The following is a 15,522-nucleotide window of genomic DNA, read 5'->3' as shown; positions in this document are numbered from 1 at the left end:
TGCTCGGCCCGCCTAAAGAGATCAAGCGGGCCGGCCGTATTGCTCAGGATGCATAGGACCCAGATCCATCAAAATTCGAACCGTCACCAAATTGGGTTTCGCTACCTACCTCACCCAGCTCAATCAGCTTGGGGGCCAGCCAGACCTGGCCCGCTTGCTCTTCCTGTTGCTGCATCTTTGACTCCTTCGGTTATGATTTCGTCACCAAAATGACTTTTTCATTCGAAACCATAGCATACCCTTGCTCACACCCAAGGACAGCAAAAAGCAGCGCCAAAATGCCAGAGGTGCCCCCTCCCGTGCCCCGGTTCAGCGGCGAGAGGTCAATAAAAAACACCGGCCAAGATGGGGCGGGAGTGTGGATTATGCCCTGGTCAAGCAAAGAAAAATTGTCAACGGCCCCACAGAGCCAGCCACGGGTTACCTGACCGCTCGACAAAAAAGCCGAGTCAGCGAAATGCTAACTCGGCCATTCCAGTTCAGAGATCGATAATAGAACGCTAGGCTAGCTTACCTCTGTGCTAGAGTCAGCGCCCACGCCGGTGCCTAACTTGGTCTCGCTACCCACATCCCCCAGTTCGATCAATTCGGGCGCCTGCCATACCTGGCCCGGCTGCGATTCTTGTTGCTGCATCTCTGACTCCTTCAGTTATGATGACGCGAGTTAATAAGTGTGTTCATTCGAACCCACAGCATACCCCTGTCCACACCCAAGGACAGCAAAAAGCAGCGCCGAACGCCAAACGTGGCACCTAATTCCTCCCACCCTGCGTCCGCGGTTTGGCGGCAAGAAGCCAATAACAAACACCCCGCTCAGGTTGCCCTGGCAGGGTGTCTTGAGTTTGGCAGAACTGAATCCGAACAGCACAGACCAATCTATGGCTTATGGACTAGAATGCACCCCATCCGCTTATAAATGTCCACCGCTTAGCTCAAGAGGTGTAAGAGCCATCTGCCTGAGTGCCACTAAAGTGAAGCCTAGTCGCAGCGCTCACATCTCCCAGCTCAATCAACTCGGGGGCCTGCCAGACCGGGCAAGCCGGTTGTTCTTGTTGTTCCATTTTTTTCTCCTTTAATATCCCTAGCCCAAAAGGTCTTTGCCTAGAAACCACAAATAAAGTTCAGAATAATTCTGAGCAAAGCATTCATGCGACTGCCTCAAGTGAGGCTCTTTCTCATATAACACAATCGCACGACCAGATCAGCTTTAACACGTACACCGCCTGGTTTCGGGCACAAAATTGCTCTGGAACGGTCATCCGTACCCCGTGGCCCATGTCCGAAACAAACGACATAGGATCACCGCCGTGAGTCTCACGGACATGAGCAGGCAGTGACTGAATTGCTTCTGGTCCCATGACGGCTTCGCAGATAAGATGCCGTTTTGGCTGTATTCTTGGCTGGAGCGGCGGTAGCGTTTGGCAAACAGAAACCATAGGTTTCACGTATGGCTGAACGAACTGAAAGGAGCCAGAAAGTACAAGGATACCGACCCGGACGAAGAGGGAGTAGGCGAGCTTCGCTTGTCAACGTCTTAGCCGATGGATAGCGAATGTCGCCTCCTTCTTTAGCCTGCGGATAAAGAGATGAGAGCAGGACGGCTCAGCGCCGCATCACGATGCCAGCCCCCCATTATCCGCCATAACGTGAAACGTAAAAGGGATGTAATACGCAGCATGTCTTTCGTGCGATATATGGCTCTCGCCACAATAGGTATCCTCATGGCGCTTGCCATGGGAGAGGGATTGGTCCGTCTGGCGACGATGAACCAAGAAAATTATGTGATTGAAATGTGGCGATACGCGAAGTTGCTGAAAATGAAGAGTCCGCGTTCAGACATAGGCCACCAGCACATCCCAAACCGCACCGCAACATTACAAAATGTCGTTATACGGATAAACAGTCTCGGTATGCGCGGTCCCGAGCCGAACGATGCCGCCCCGCACCGAATCGCCATCATCGGTGACTCGATAGCCCTGGGCTGGGGGGTTGACGAGACGCAAACACTGCGCGGTCAGCTCAGTCGGACGCTATCACCAGAATATGACGTAGTAAACGCAGGCATCGGTAATATGAATATGTCTCAGTCTGTCGCCTTATGGGAACAGCTGAGCAAAAAGATTAAGGCAGATACGCTTGTTGTCTTGGTGACGCCGCGAGCCACGACACAGGTCACAACCCAATCCCCTGGATGGCTTGTCGAAAACAGTGAACTGGCTGCACTCGCCACTACCTTCATACAGCAGGCGCTCAGCGGTGAGTATGGCAAGGATGCGCTCGTGGCGGGTTATCATAAACAATGGCACAGTCTACCCGGCAAGGCGGTTCTCACTCATGCATTTGATAAATTAAAATTAATAAAAGATGAAACAGGCTGCAAAATCATTATTGTCTCGATTCCAGAAATGCATGATTTAATCCAATACAGATTTGGGTTCATGGAAGAAATCACGCACGATCTTTCCCAAAAATACGGATTCGACTTTATTGATCCCTTGCCTCAATTAAAAGACCATCCGACCACGTATTACTGGGCATCCGCCAATGATATCCACCCGAATGAGGTTGCATTTCGTGTTATATCAGGTCTGGTATCAAGAGAGCTTCAAGAGGAATGATGATGGGCAAAAAAAATAGTCATAACAGGACTAGAGTTAGAATTAAACTGCTAGCCATGAGCTGTGGAATGATATTATTCACCATCATCTTCAGCATTGCCAAACAGGAGTTGTGGCCATGGCTACTGCCCTTTGCGTTTGTTTTATCAGCATTCGCCATCCTAGCTCCGCAATGCCTTATTTCTGTGATTAAAATCATGGACAAGCTTCATTGGTTTATCAGAAAAGTTCTATTCTTTGTTTTATTTTTTATATTTATCACACCACTCAGCCTATTATTGAGAGCAATACGTCCTGAAATGGTCGTGGTGAATACAAATCGGAAGGCATCATCATATTGGGAAACGCCAGAAAAAAAATCATATCACCCAGATGACTTTCACAAACAATTTTGATGATGGATGCGTCATGACATATGTTCTTGGAATATCTGCGTTTTATCATGATAGCGCAGCCGCATTATTAAAAAATGGCGAGATCGTCTCCGCCGTTCAAGAGGAGCGCTTCTCTAGAATAAAGAATGACAGTGGATTTCCAGTCAATGCCATAGAATGGATACTGAGTAATAGTAAAATCTCCATGGCTGACATAAACCATGTGATTTTCTATGAAAAGCCATTCAACAAATTTGAACGGCTTCTCGAAACCTGTATTCGCTTCGCACCGAAAGGCTATGAGCTATTCAGCCAGGCATTGCCAATGTGGCTGAAAGAGAAGTTATTTCAAAAATTAGAACTGAGAAGGCGTTTATCCGCCCTGCCTGGCGGCTCCGAGTGGAATCATTCCATTCTATTTTCTGAGCACCACTTGTCTCACGCTGCTGCTGCATTTTATTCCTCACCCTTTGAATCAGCCGCAATTATAACAATCGATGGCGTTGGCGAATGGGCGACCACCACGATATCCATCGCGCATGGCGGAAGAATAGAGCGCTTAAAAGAACTGCGATTCCCTCATTCATTCGGACTACTCTACTCCACCATTACAGCCTTCTTAGGTTTCAAAGTTAACTCTGGTGAATATAAAGTTATGGGATTGGCCCCCTATGGGCGCCCCATCTATGCCGAGAAAATAAAAAACAACTTAATAGAAATTAAACCAGATGGTAGTTTCAGGCTAAGAATGAAATATTTTGGGTTTGCGTCACGACTCAAAATGTATACCCCTGCGCTAGCAAAGCTGTTCGGAATTGAAGCCCGCCATCCAGAAGGGCCGTTAGAATCTGTTCATATGGATATTGCGGCATCACTGCAATCCGTAACAGATGAGTTATTTTTAGGTTTATCCAGATATGCAAGAGAGTTAACCGGCCAAGAAAATTTATGTTTAGCTGGTGGCGTAGCATTAAATTGCGTATCAACAGGCAGAATACTCAGGAGCAAAATTTTTGATAAATTATGGATACAGCCAGCAGCAGGCGATGCAGGAAGTGCACTAGGCGCAGCACAGGCAGGCTACTATCTTTATTGTAAAAAACCTAGAGTACCTTGCCAAGACTATATGCCATACCTAGGACCCTGCATTGATCATGATATAGCACTGCGGCAGCTAGAACAGTTGAGTGCCAAATATAGCATCATTCCAGATGAGACAATTTTTGAGTCCATTGCCGATGCCTTGGCGAAAGGCAAGATTGTTGCTTGGGTACAGGGCAGGGCAGAATTTAGCCCTCGAGCTCTCGGGAATCGCTCTATTCTTGCAGATCCACGAGTCAAGGATTTGAAAAAAAGTCTTAATCTCAAAATAAAGTTTCGAGAATCATTTAGACCCTTTGCACCGGTCATTTTAGCGGAAGAGGCTAACAATTGGTTTGACATGGTCGAATCATCACCCCATATGAATTTCACCGTTCAGGCAAATGATGGCGTCGATCAGATAACGCCGTCTGTAATTCATGTGGATGGTTCGGCTAGATTACAGACTGTCTCAATCGCCAACAATGAACGACTGTACAGATTAATTCATGAATTTCAAAATTTGACAGCTTGCCCAATGTTAGTCAATACCAGTTTTAATGTTCGGGGCGAACCTATGGTCTTATCGACAGAAGATGCTTTTAATTGTTTCATGAACACAGGTATAGATATGTTGGTCATTGGCAATATAGTTTTAGATAAATACCAACAGGATGGTTCAAAATACAAAAAATATAATTTTGCACTAGATTAGTGTCGGACATAATAACCATGTTATTTCAACTGCCAAGTTTTTTACTATTTTTCACGATAAACATTGCCATCATCAAGATTGTTGACCGGCGTTGGATAAAAGCCATCCTGCTGGTAACCAGCGTCATATTTTATGCATCATGGAATGTGTCTTATATTTACATAATAATGTTTTATATTCTGTTTGGCATCATGGCTTGCCGTGTCGTTCGGCGTTATAAAAGTGCACTTACAGCATTAATCATCCTAGCACTCTCCCCCTTGGTTTTTTTCAAATACACCAATTTCATATTGCAATCACTTGGCATGGCTCACCCGATTTCTCTAGGGCTGCCACTGGGTATTTCGTTCATTACATTCACCCTAATAAGTATGATCGTGGACTATTCCAGAACACCCAAAACATGCTATGGCACATTAGATATTGGTTTGTATATATGCATATTCCCACATTTGATTGCCGGCCCTATTTTACGTAGTCAGGAGTTAGTTCCACAACTCGACAATATCAAGGTGTGCTGGAGGAACCTCAGTGAAAACCTGCCTCTTTTTGCTATTGGCATGATTAAAAAAGTGCTAATTGCAGATCAAATTGGCACCGTCATTGATGCCGTTTTTGCCGACCCATTACATCATGGCTTTTACGATTTGCTCACTGCGGCAATTGGCTTCTCAGTACAGATATATTGTGATTTCAGCGCTTATTCAGATATGGCTATTGCTTTGGCCGGGATGCTTGGAATTAAATTTCCAGAAAACTTCAGATCGCCATATTTATCATTCTCTTTGACTGAGCTATGGAAACGATGGCATATGACACTAAGTTTCTGGCTGAGGGACTATGTATTTATTCCATTGGTTCGACACTTTAGACACTCACTGCCATATCTGCCGCTATTGTTAACCATGCTACTTTCCGGATTGTGGCATGGCTCTAAATGGAGCTTCGTCCTGTGGGGAGGAATACAGGGAATCATTATGATCGCAGAAGGTTACACCGGGTATCATCGCTACATTGCTAACAATGCCTATCTGAAACCATTTTGCATCATATGCAACTTTGTCATATGGACTCTTCTGCTTGTTCTATTCAGAAGTTCATCCATTGATTCGGCTACTTGCTATTATCAGTCCCTTTTGTCATTCCACAACGAACCCCTCAACCAGAACGACCTACTCGTCATGGCATTATCTGCAGCAACACTGGCTTTACATAAATTCGATCAGGCCTACTTGATTAAGGCGGCGCTGAAAAAAGCACCACCAGCATTGCTCATCCCCATGACGATCATTATAATCATCAGTTGTTCTCTGGTGGCCGCACAAAGGCCGGAAAGCTTCTATTACTTTGACTTTTAAAATATCATGAAAAAGTTTAAATACATTCTTTTCATCCTTATTATCATCATATTTTTAACATTGACTGCTGATGGTTTTGGCGATCTGTTGATCTGCTCCAGAAGTCTCGTTTCACAGATGAAAACTCCTCACCATGCGCAACAGAAATTCATAGCCTCACTGCCACAGGATCTGGATAGGAAAGCGTATAGTCGCTATTTTCATGACTCACAGACTCTGCAAGTAAAATATACTCCACTTGTAGAAAAGCAAATCGTTCAGGGGGATTATGGCATATATAAAATTGACCAAACAGGGAAACGGATCATAGGCACAGGGTCGTCACGACATGCAGATAGACGACTTCTGCTATTGGGCGCATCCCAAACGTTTGGATTATATAACCCATCAGAGGATAGCCTAGCAAGTAAACTATCGACTCTCTTGCCCAACTATCAAATTGATAATTATGCCGTTCCGGGGCATACCTTATCAAGAAATCTGGCGAATTGGCTTCGAATTAACGTCGTTGAACAGCAGCACTATGATTCAGTCGTCGTACTCAACGGTCCATTTGACTACATATCAGTCTGTTCTGACAGAGACATAAGCCATAACAAGGATCAAACCCTTCCACGTCTACTGACCATCTGGAAAAAAATCACTAATAAATTTTCCAATTCCGGCACACGAGAGGATGCTCAGTCGTCATTTTGCGATGACACCAGATATCAGGACATGATTGTCAAACATATCATCATGGATTTTGATGCATTGAAATCTTATGGACTGTCTCAGAAAACAACGACCTTGTTATTTATCCCACCCGTGCCATGGGGAAACCATGCGAATGTGGCCAATCTCCTTCAAGAAGAAGCCACCAAAAACTTAACCATGCAATATGGGGCCATTGCAAAGAAACTATCTTTCTATGCCAATCAATCCACAGATATCGTTGACCTTTCAAGCATATTCGATAATATTGGTAATTCTTTCTTTCTTGATTTAACAGGCCATCTTACCCCTCAGGGGAATCAAATTCTTGCAGAGCAAATTGCAGCACGCATAAAGGAAGCTCACTGATGAATTTATACGGCATATCAGTTGCACATGAATGTTATTCATTAATGACAAAAAGCATCAATGATGTATCATCAATACCATACAAACATCCTTTCTTGATGTGATTCGGTAGGCACCGCGTTCATCTGCGAGCTAAATTATTATCGATTAGAAAAATGAGGTACCATCGAAATGAAAGAGTTTCTGTTTGAGCTGTTAAGTTTCTTCTTATCAAAAAAATCTCGCGCTATTCTTATTCCATTTCTGATCGTATTGCTGATACTCTCTGGGCTGTTCATTTTTGCCAGCAGCTCAAGTTGGTCACCTTTTATTTATGCTATTTTTTGAGAATTCACCTCACAAAGGCATGCCCAACTGCTTCCTACGCGGGTCTTGCACGTGAATGACAGGAGAATCCACTCCGTGCAAAACCCGCAAAACTTACAATGTAACCGCATGCACAAGTTAATGCATTAGCAGTTACGCATGTTCATTGACATATATCTCAATCCGTCGGATAGTATCGAGTTCACTCATTATCTTTGAGTCAGATGAGGATATATATATATTGAATTCGTCCTCTAGAAATATTATCAGTTCTACAACATCGATCGAGTCGAAACGGTTAGACTCTATAAGTGAATCATCATCTAAACAACCCTCGCTAACACCATGTTTGGCAAGTAGCCCGAAGACAAACTCCCTTATTTTTTCTATCGCCATTTCGCCCCCAACATATTCCTAAAATCAACAGCAACGATAATGAGCCGCTTGGTTAAGATTGCAGCTCAACAACTGACAACTATGATGCCAAGTTCGTCAACGACTGCTGGCCGAGCGCCAAACCATGAAATGATACTATCTCGTTATGATAAGGCCGCAACAAATGTCGTGGAATAACCAGATTGAGTCAACTAGTGGCGATGACTTTGGAATTGTTTGGGAAGCACCACGCAGTTAGGTATCATGCTATTTCACTCCGTGAGGCGCACAGTCATGTTGACACACTCATCCCTACCTCTCCCCCTACAGTTAGCCAGCCTCTGTGCCTGGCGTCCTCAACAAGAGTCTCAACGCCAACAACAATTGGCAGCCTTGGCGGCGCAACCACAGGACTGGGATCGCAACTGGCAATACCTGCAGGATCACCGTCTGTGGGGACTGGCGGAGCTGGCGCTGAACCCTGGCTGGGGCCCAGCCTTGTTGGGGCCCCACTGGCCCCGCCTGCAACAAAAAGCCCGTTCGCAACGCCTGAGCCTGTTGCGACTGGGGGCCATGCAGCAGCATCTGCAGCGCCGGTTCGACGCCGCAGGGCTGACCCTGAGTGTGCTCAAGGGCCCCGGCCTCAGCCAGCGGCTGTATGGCGACATGACGTTGCGCCACAGCAAGGATCTGGATCTGCTGGTGCCGCCGGCGCAGTTGTGGCAGGCCTGTGAGCTGTTGCAGGCCGAAGGCTTTACCCTGCTGGATGCCCCGCCCCTGCACGAGGCCAACCGGCGTCTGGTACAACGCCATTACTGGCACCTGACCCTGCGCCATGCCCAGCAATCGGTGATGGTGGAGCTGCACTGGCGCATCGAACCCCTGCATGCCCAGCACAGAGAAACGCAGTGGCAACTCCCCTTTGCCAGAGACCGTATTGCAGCCGGTGAGCTGCTATATCTGCTGACCCACGGTGCCCGCCACCACTGGTTTCGCCTCAAGTGGCTCGGTGACATCCAAGCCATCAGCGAAGCTGTCCCCGGGATTTGGCAAGAGGCCCAGGAGTTAGCGCGTCGCCAGGGCCTGCTTGGCGTGCTGGAACAAACCGCGCTACTGCTAAATTGGCTCTGGCCGGTGCAGACTCATGACAGAGCCGAGCTGCAACAGCTGGTCAACTCAGCCTCCCCTGAGGCTCGCTACCTGGCCGGTGAGGCTCAGGCCTTCTTGCTGGCGCACGATTACCCCGAGATGACCAATTGCCTGTCATTGCGTTATCGCTATCGCCTGCATGCCTACCAAGGGTGCCTGCAGCGGCGCTACGGCTGGCCCGCCCGCCTCCGTCATCTCGTCGATCGCGGCTGTTTTAGCCGGGAGGATATGGAGAAGTGGCGGCTGCCCACGTCGCTGCTGTGGGCCTATCCCCTGCTGCGCCTGCCCTTGCTGATAGTGCGCTGGGGACGGGCACGACACGATCTCGACTCGGTGCGTCACGGATGAGTCAGTCGGCTCGCTCGTTCTGGCGCTTTCTCTGGCTGACGGGCCGCCGTCGGGAGGCTCTCCGTCTGATCGGCCTGCTGGCCAGGGCGCGCTGGCAGCTGCGCCACCAGCCCATCAAGCAGGTACTCGCCCGCCTGCCCCGGGACTATGCCCTGAACGCAGAAACCACCCAACGCGCCCAACGCCTGGCCGGCCAGCGCCTGGCACGACTGGCCAGGCTGGTCCCCTGGCGGGCGCTCTGTCTGGAACAAGCTATTGCGCTGAGCCTCTGGTCGGCCCGGCAGGGGTTGCCTTACGAGCTGGTGGTGGGGGTGGGGCGGGATGAACAGAACGACTTTGCCGCCCATGCCTGGATCGAGGTCGATACCCAGGTGGTGCTGGGCGGCCCAGTGACCCGCTACCGGGTGGTGAGCCGCCACCCCAGTCACAAGGCCGGCGCCGGCGCCTCTGCCGACTGAGGCGTTCGCCAGGCCGCCGCATAGCGGCCCCCCAGGGCCAGCAGCTGTTCGTGATTGCCACGCTCCACGATACGCCCAGCCTCCATCACCTGGATGCAGTCGGCCTGTTTGGCAGTACTGAATCTGTGGGTCACCAAAATGATGGTGCGTCCCTGCGCCCACCGGCGCAGGCGGGCAAACCAGTCGATCTCCGACCAACCGTCCAGGGCACTGGTGGGCTCATCCAGCAGCATGATGGGCTGCTCCCCAGCCAGGATGCGCGCCAGACACAGACGTTGCCACTGACCGCCGCTGAGCTCCACCCCGCCAAACAGCCTGCCCAGCAGGGTCTGCTCCCCCTCGGGTAGACCGGCCAGCAGGCTGTGGGCATCCGCCGCCTGCAAGGCAGCCTGATAGTGGCCCTCCGGCAAGACCCGATCCAGCCGCAGGTTCTCCGCCGCCGAGCCCTGAAAATGCATCGGCTCCTGCAACAGGACGCCCATCTGTTCCCGCCGGCTTGCCTCATCCAGGGTCGCTGCCGGCGCGCCGTTGAGCCAGATCCCCCCACTCTGGGGCTGATAGAGACCGGCCAGCAGTTTGAGCACGGTGGACTTGCCGGCCCCATTGCCCCCCACCAGGGCGCAGATCTGCCCCTTGGGCACCGTCAGGGAGAAGTCCTGCAACGCCGGTTGCCGGGCCCCCTCATAGCAAAAGCCGACCCGATCCAGACAGAGTGCCGCCTCGGGGGCCGGGCAGGTCGTCATAACCGGTGCCAGATCTGCCTGTTTATAGCGCGGCGGGTCGGTCAAAAAGGCTCGGATCTCCTGCATAAACAGGCCGGCTCTGGCCACCCGGATGGCGCTCTCCACCAACTGCCCCTGAATGCGCAGCGCCAACCAGAGACCCTGGGCCAACACCACCAGATCCGCCAGGAGCAAGGCGCCGAGGGCCCAATCGCGATACAGGCAGTAGGCGGTCCAGACCAGACCCGCCCCCAGCAACAGGCTGCTCCACAGGCTTACCCACCAGCTGCGGTTATCCAAGCGCCGTTGCAGTTGATGCAACACAATCTGCGCCTGCAAGAAGCGCTGGCGAAAGTAGCCGGCCAGCCCCAGCAGACGCAGATCCGCCGCCGGCTGCCGATCGGTCATCACGAAACTCAGGTAATTGGCCTGTCGTTGCAACCGGGCCAGTCGACGCTGAAAACGGATCTGGTGGGCGGCATGCCACACCCCCAGCGCCAGGGCCGCCAGGGCCGCCAGCCCCAGGCCAAGCAGAATGTCAGGGCGATACAGCAGCAGGCTGCCGGCCAGCAGGGCCAAAAACAGGCCGGATTGACACAGCTGCCCCAGATGCTCCACCAGCAACAGGGGCTGACTCAGCAGATCGCTGCGCATCCGGTGCAGCCGGTCGTAGTGCTGACCACGGTCAAACAGCTCGAACGGTAGCGCCGTCACCACCCGATGCAGGTGATCCTGCATACTCGTCTGCACCCGTTCGGCCAGCCGGCCATGCAACCATTGCCGGCTCTGATTGAGCAGGGGCAGCAACACAAACAGGCCTAACAGGCCGATAAGCCAGGGCAGCAACGTATGGCCTGGCCCGCCTTGCAGCAACCCCAGCACCCGGTGCAGCAGGCCCAGCAATGCCAGGGGCGCGGCAGCGCTGACCAGCAACAGTAGCAGCCAGGCGGCCAACACCCCGGGAGCCTCGGCCAGCAACAGGCCCACCCCCCAGCGGCAATCGGCTAGCCAGCCCTTCACGGCCGGCCTCATCAACAGCTCTTGCGCAGCAGTAAGCCCTTATCCAGCATCTGCGTCAGGAAAGGCGCCGTATCCTGCCGACAGCGATCCAGCGGTATGGCATAGGCGCTGGCCAGCTGCTGGAACAGAGCCTCTTCCGCCAGTGGCTCAGCCAACAGTTGCCAGACCGCCAGACCTGTGCCCTTGAGGCTGTAATACCGCCCCGACTCCAGATCCATGAAGACCTGTTCACCATCCAGCTCAGTGCTGGGTATCGCCTCATTGCGTTGCAACATGCTTGCCTTGACTCCTTTTACTCGCAGAGACCTGCCGTGCCCGTTGGCCACGGGAGCATCCATTGGTTATGATGCCGGTCATACTATAAGCCTCACAAAGTCTTCACAATGTTTGCCTTTGTTCATCAATATCAGCAGCCTCTGAACGATGCGCTGCAGTTGCGCCTCGTCTCCGCCTTAACCCGACCTGGTTGCCAACCCTTTGTGCATGACACAGATCGAGGACACAGCCTGCTACTGAGCAACCCGGTGCCCATACTGGCGGAGGATGCACTGCAGCAACCGGATTACCAATTGGGCCCCTGGCAGATGCTGGCCTGGGCCCGGCTGGATCGGCCAAAACAGCTGGCAGATGAATTAGGCCTGGACTATCCCAGGAGCGATGCCGAGCTGCTCTGCCAGGCTTGGGCCGCCTGGGGGCAGGCAGGTATCCAGCGCCTCTACGGCAGCTTTGCCCTCACCGCCTGGCACGAGCCCAGCCGCAGCCTGCATCTGGTGGTGGATCATCATGGTAGTCAGCCGCTGTTTTACTATCAGGATGAGCAGGTGGTGCTGGCCAGTCCGCTGCGCCAGGTGCTGCTGAGCCATCCGGCGGTGCCCAAGCAGCTCAACGGCCTGGCGCTGGCCCATCTGCTGGTGGCCAAGATGACCGACGAGCCCTGGTCAGCCATCCAGGCGGTGCCTGGCGGGCACCATCTGCTGCTGCAGGCGGGCCAGCCGCCGCGGCTCACCCGCTGGTGGCAGCCCCAAGCAGAACCCGACCTGGCCTATCGGGACCCAAGAGACTATGCTGCCGAGGCCGGTGCCCTGTTCGCCCAAGCGGTCAAGGGTCTGCTGCGCTCCCGCAGTGGGGTAGCCAGCACCCTCTCCGGCGGGCTGGACTCCTCCCTGGCCACCACATTTGCCGCCGAGCAACTGGCCGAACAGGGCCGTACACTGCACAGCTTCACCTCCTCCCCCCAGGATGGGGATCTGAGCCATGTCATGCGGGCCAACTGGGATCTCGATGAATGGCCGTTGACCTGTGAACTGGCTAAACGCCACGCCAACCTGATCCATCACCGCATCCGTCCCGATGGCAGCAGCCTGCTGGATAAGCTGACGCGCCAGCACGCCAACAGCTGGAACCCATTGCGCAACATCGCCAACTACCATTGGCTGGAGCAGATCTACCGCCAGGCCGCCGAGCTGGACTGCCCTGTGCTGTTGACCGGCGCTCGCGGCAATGCCTCCTTGAGTTACGCGGGCCACGGCGGCCAGGCCCGCTTGCTGCCCCAGGGCCACTGGCGCTGGGCCTGGCAGCATCTGATGGCCCACCCAGTGGGTTCCCGTCTCTGGTTGGTTCAATTGGCAGATCTGTTGGGGGTGGGAAAGACCCTGCGCCAATGGCGGGCCCCCGAGCAGACGGCAGACCAAGCCCCCCCCTGGCTGGCCCACGCCCTTCTCACCAGAGTGGATTACCACTTTCCCAGCAATCCCTTTCCCCTCTGGGCCGATCGGGTAGACTTTCTCACCAAATCCCGTCCGCCGTATGGCCTGAATACCCTCTGGCAACAGGGCGTCCTCTCAGTGGATCCCTTTTCCGATCGCGCCCTGATGGAGCAGTTGCTGCGCTATCCGCCGGAAGCCTATGTGGGGCTGGGCCACCAGCGGCTGCTGGCCCGACTGGTGGGCGAAGGCCGGGTGCCCGACAGCATTCGTCTGCGCAGCCGCCGGGGTGAGCAGGCGCCGGACGAGAGCCTCTGGATGCGGGAACAGGCGAACCACTATCGAGCCCAATGGCGACAACTGAGGGCGCTGCCGGACCTGGCTCTGCTGCTGGATCTGGACCAGGTGGATCGGTTGCTAGACAGTTGCACCAGCGAACCTGTGGCCAAGCACCAGAGCTTCGCCCTGCACCGCATCCTGGGCACCGCCCTCTTCTATGCCCAGGCCAGAGCGAGCTGGCAGGCCGACTTGACGTTTTAAGGACTCTTCATGCTGCAACTGCCCATCGACGACTATGAACTGACCCTTGGTGAGGAGATGGCTCTGCCGGATGGCCCCTGGCGACTGGACAAGCCTCACTGGAAGGCCCGCAAGAACCTGATGTGGGTGCGGGTACCGGGCCTGGCCGAATACAGGGTCAGCGAGGGCCGCCACGTCCATGTCCGGCCCCTGGATCCACAGGCCACCGAGCGAGAGCTGCAACATTTCCTGTTGGCCACCCCCTTGGCGGCCCTGGCCTTTCAGCGGGGCGAGCTGCCACTGCATGCCGCCGCCCTGGTGCCCCCCAGCGGTCGAGGCGCCCTGCTGCTGTGTGCCCACTCCGGCACCGGCAAGTCGACGACGGCCGCGGCCCTCTGCCAGCGCGGCTGGCGCCTGCTTAACGACGACATCAGCCGCATCGGCATGAACAGCGAAGGGATAATCCAGGTCTGGCCCGGGGTGCAGCAAATCCGCCTGTGGCAGGATTCCTGCACGCTGCTGGGTCTGCCCCATGAGACCCTGGCCCTAAGCATGGGCCTGAAGAAAAAGTACCTCTATCAGCCCGAAGGGTGCGCCCAGCCCCAGCCCCTGCTGGGCATAGTGGAGCTGCTCCGCCCCCGCAAGGCGCCACTGCCAGGACAGGAACCCTCCCAGGATCACCAGCCCGTCGGCGGCAGTGAGGCCATCGGCCTACTGAAGCGCCATACCTTCCGTCCGCCACTGATCGCCGGGCTGGACGCCGCCATCACCCACTTTCGCCTCAGCGCCGCCATCATCAAGCAGGTGCCCCTGTTCACTCAGTGGCTGGCCCATGAGCTCACGCCCCAGCAGATCGCCGAGCGGCTGGAGGCGCAATGGCAATGATACTGCTGGCCAGCTTCCCCAAATCCGGCAATACCTGGCTGCGCATGGTGCTCTCCAACCTGCTCTATGCCGACGAGGCCCCCGTCTCCATCAACGATATCCGGGTCGGCAGCTTCAAGGGCGACCGACGGGAACAGTTCGATCAAATATCCCCCTGGTCGGCAGGCGATCTGAGTCAAGCGCAGATCGATTGCCTGCTGCCGGAGTATTACCGTGAGCTGGTGACACGCCAACCCGCCCCCGTCTATCTCAAGACTCACGACATGATGCGCCGCAACGCCGATGGCGAGTGGATCTTTCCCGGCGACTGCGTGCAGGCCGCCATCCATATCGTGCGCCATCCGCTGGACGTGCTGCCCTCCTACGCCAAACACTTCGGCCTGGATCAGGCGCGGGCCCTAGAGCGCCTGCTGACGCCATCGCAGATCGTCAAACATCCCACTCGGGATAAGCGGCTGGTGCCGGAACAACAGGGCTGCTGGGCGGACCATACCCGCAGCTGGCGGGATCCCAACCTGCCCTTTCCGGTGCATTTCGCCCGTTACGAGGATCTGCGCCATGACCCGCAGGCCGAGTTTGGCCGCCTGCTGCGGGCCATCGGCATGGAATTCAGCGAGGAGGCCCTGGCCACCGCCCTGACCCACAGTCGTCTCGAGGTACTGCAGCAACAGGAACAGACCCTGGGCTTTCGGGAACGCTTCGACACCAGCTCGGCGCCCTTCTTCGGTTCAGGCAAGGTCGGTGGCGGCAAGACGGAGGTGGCACAGCCCCTCGCCCAACGGCTATTGGGCGAGCTGCGGCCATTGCTGGACGAGCTGGGGTACGCCTAG

At 54.1% G+C, this 15,522-nt stretch carries 15 protein-coding genes; 11 read left to right on the top strand and 4 right to left on the bottom strand.

Annotated elements, in window-relative coordinates; all coding sequences use genetic code 11:
• Nucleotides 1–43: 43 nt before the first annotated feature.
• Both ABHF91_RS00580 and ABHF91_RS00575 read right to left on the bottom strand, forming a co-directional pair.
• Complete coding sequence (locus tag ABHF91_RS00580; protein ID WP_409421574.1) at nt 44–175, bottom strand: hypothetical protein; 132 nt, start codon at nt 173–175, stop codon at nt 44–46.
• A gap of 330 nt (nt 176–505) precedes the next feature.
• Entirely contained in the window at nt 506–634 is a 129-nt protein-coding gene (locus ABHF91_RS00575) for a hypothetical protein (RefSeq protein WP_409421573.1), read from the bottom strand.
• Between the two features lie 1,087 nt (nt 635–1,721).
• Between ABHF91_RS00575 and ABHF91_RS00570 the strand changes: the two genes are divergently transcribed.
• The 8 genes from ABHF91_RS00570 to ABHF91_RS00535 all read left to right on the top strand — a co-directional run bounded on the left by ABHF91_RS00570 (nt 1,722) and on the right by ABHF91_RS00535 (nt 9,843).
• Nucleotides 1,722–2,618 (top strand): SGNH/GDSL hydrolase family protein, encoded by an 897-nt coding sequence (locus ABHF91_RS00570; RefSeq protein WP_409421572.1) that lies wholly within the window; start codon nt 1,722–1,724, stop codon nt 2,616–2,618.
• 68 nt (nt 2,619–2,686) lie between these two features.
• Complete coding sequence (locus ABHF91_RS00565; protein ID WP_409421571.1) at nt 2,687–3,013, top strand: hypothetical protein; 327 nt, start codon at nt 2,687–2,689, stop codon at nt 3,011–3,013.
• A 13-nt stretch (nt 3,014–3,026) separates the two neighbouring features.
• Nucleotides 3,027–4,787, top strand: coding sequence for a carbamoyltransferase (locus ABHF91_RS00560; protein WP_409421570.1), 1,761 nt, complete (start codon nt 3,027–3,029; stop codon nt 4,785–4,787).
• 17 nt (nt 4,788–4,804) lie between these two features.
• A complete protein-coding gene (locus ABHF91_RS00555; protein WP_409421569.1) occupies nt 4,805–6,145 on the top strand; it encodes an MBOAT family O-acyltransferase in 1,341 nt (446 codons plus the stop codon).
• Nucleotides 6,146–6,151: 6 nt separating this feature from the next.
• Nucleotides 6,152–7,207 (top strand): hypothetical protein, encoded by a 1,056-nt coding sequence (locus ABHF91_RS00550; RefSeq protein ID WP_409421568.1) that lies wholly within the window; start codon nt 6,152–6,154, stop codon nt 7,205–7,207.
• 171 nt (nt 7,208–7,378) lie between these two features.
• A complete protein-coding gene (locus ABHF91_RS00545; RefSeq protein WP_409421567.1) occupies nt 7,379–7,534 on the top strand; it encodes a DUF5989 family protein in 156 nt (51 codons plus the stop codon).
• 747 nt (nt 7,535–8,281) lie between these two features.
• Nucleotides 8,282–9,385, top strand: a complete 1,104-nt coding sequence (locus tag ABHF91_RS00540; RefSeq protein WP_409421566.1) for a nucleotidyltransferase family protein — start codon at nt 8,282–8,284, stop codon at nt 9,383–9,385.
• Entirely contained in the window at nt 9,382–9,843 is a 462-nt protein-coding gene (locus ABHF91_RS00535; protein WP_409421565.1) for a lasso peptide biosynthesis B2 protein, read from the top strand. Before ABHF91_RS00540 ends, ABHF91_RS00535 begins: the two co-directional genes overlap by 4 nt.
• Here ABHF91_RS00535 and ABHF91_RS00530 read toward each other — a convergent pair.
• On the bottom strand, nt 9,810–11,597 hold the full coding sequence (locus ABHF91_RS00530; RefSeq protein WP_409421564.1) for an ABC transporter ATP-binding protein: 1,788 nt from the start codon (nt 11,595–11,597) through the stop codon (nt 9,810–9,812). The genes ABHF91_RS00535 and ABHF91_RS00530 overlap by 34 nt on opposite strands.
• Complete coding sequence (locus ABHF91_RS00525) at nt 11,597–11,860, bottom strand: PqqD family protein (RefSeq protein WP_409421563.1); 264 nt, start codon at nt 11,858–11,860, stop codon at nt 11,597–11,599. Before ABHF91_RS00525 ends, ABHF91_RS00530 begins: the two co-directional genes overlap by 1 nt.
• 204 nt (nt 11,861–12,064) lie before the next feature.
• On the opposite strand from ABHF91_RS00525, the gene ABHF91_RS00520 reads away from it, so the two are divergent.
• The 3 genes from ABHF91_RS00520 to ABHF91_RS00510 are packed head-to-tail and all read left to right on the top strand — an operon-like array spanning nt 12,065 to nt 15,522.
• Nucleotides 12,065–13,828, top strand: coding sequence for an asparagine synthase-related protein (locus tag ABHF91_RS00520; protein ID WP_409421562.1), 1,764 nt, complete (start codon nt 12,065–12,067; stop codon nt 13,826–13,828).
• A gap of 9 nt (nt 13,829–13,837) precedes the next feature.
• On the top strand, nt 13,838–14,692 hold the full coding sequence (locus tag ABHF91_RS00515) for a hypothetical protein (RefSeq protein WP_409421561.1): 855 nt from the start codon (nt 13,838–13,840) through the stop codon (nt 14,690–14,692).
• Nucleotides 14,683–15,522 carry a sulfotransferase domain-containing protein gene (locus tag ABHF91_RS00510; protein ID WP_409421560.1) on the top strand — a complete coding sequence of 280 codons (840 nt, stop codon included), beginning with the start codon at nt 14,683–14,685 and terminating at the stop codon, nt 15,520–15,522. Before ABHF91_RS00515 ends, ABHF91_RS00510 begins: the two co-directional genes overlap by 10 nt.

This window comes from Pseudaeromonas aegiceratis (assembly GCF_046254905.1).
Lineage (GTDB): Bacteria > Pseudomonadota > Gammaproteobacteria > Enterobacterales > Aeromonadaceae > Pseudaeromonas > Pseudaeromonas aegiceratis.
This window is presented reverse-complemented; position numbering and strand designations above follow the sequence as displayed.

What these genes read in the sequence shown, in the direction of transcription:
- ABHF91_RS00580 (WP_409421574.1), bottom strand. Translation starts at nt 175, where the DNA reads ATGCAGCAACAGGAAGAGCAAGCGGGCCAGGTCTGGCTGGCCCCCAAG.
- ABHF91_RS00575 (WP_409421573.1), bottom strand. Translation starts at nt 634, where the DNA reads ATGCAGCAACAAGAATCGCAGCCGGGCCAGGTATGGCAGGCGCCCGAA.
- ABHF91_RS00570 (WP_409421572.1), top strand. Translation starts at nt 1,722, where the DNA reads ATGGCGCTTGCCATGGGAGAGGGATTGGTCCGTCTGGCGACGATGAAC.
- ABHF91_RS00565 (WP_409421571.1), top strand. Translation starts at nt 2,687, where the DNA reads ATGATATTATTCACCATCATCTTCAGCATTGCCAAACAGGAGTTGTGG.
- ABHF91_RS00560 (WP_409421570.1), top strand. Translation starts at nt 3,027, where the DNA reads ATGACATATGTTCTTGGAATATCTGCGTTTTATCATGATAGCGCAGCC.
- ABHF91_RS00555 (WP_409421569.1), top strand. Translation starts at nt 4,805, where the DNA reads ATGTTATTTCAACTGCCAAGTTTTTTACTATTTTTCACGATAAACATT.
- ABHF91_RS00550 (WP_409421568.1), top strand. Translation starts at nt 6,152, where the DNA reads ATGAAAAAGTTTAAATACATTCTTTTCATCCTTATTATCATCATATTT.
- ABHF91_RS00545 (WP_409421567.1), top strand. Translation starts at nt 7,379, where the DNA reads ATGAAAGAGTTTCTGTTTGAGCTGTTAAGTTTCTTCTTATCAAAAAAA.
- ABHF91_RS00535 (WP_409421565.1), top strand. Translation starts at nt 9,382, where the DNA reads ATGAGTCAGTCGGCTCGCTCGTTCTGGCGCTTTCTCTGGCTGACGGGC.
- ABHF91_RS00530 (WP_409421564.1), bottom strand. Translation starts at nt 11,597, where the DNA reads ATGAGGCCGGCCGTGAAGGGCTGGCTAGCCGATTGCCGCTGGGGGGTG.
- ABHF91_RS00525 (WP_409421563.1), bottom strand. Translation starts at nt 11,860, where the DNA reads ATGTTGCAACGCAATGAGGCGATACCCAGCACTGAGCTGGATGGTGAA.
- ABHF91_RS00515 (WP_409421561.1), top strand. Translation starts at nt 13,838, where the DNA reads ATGCTGCAACTGCCCATCGACGACTATGAACTGACCCTTGGTGAGGAG.
- ABHF91_RS00510 (WP_409421560.1), top strand. Translation starts at nt 14,683, where the DNA reads ATGGCAATGATACTGCTGGCCAGCTTCCCCAAATCCGGCAATACCTGG.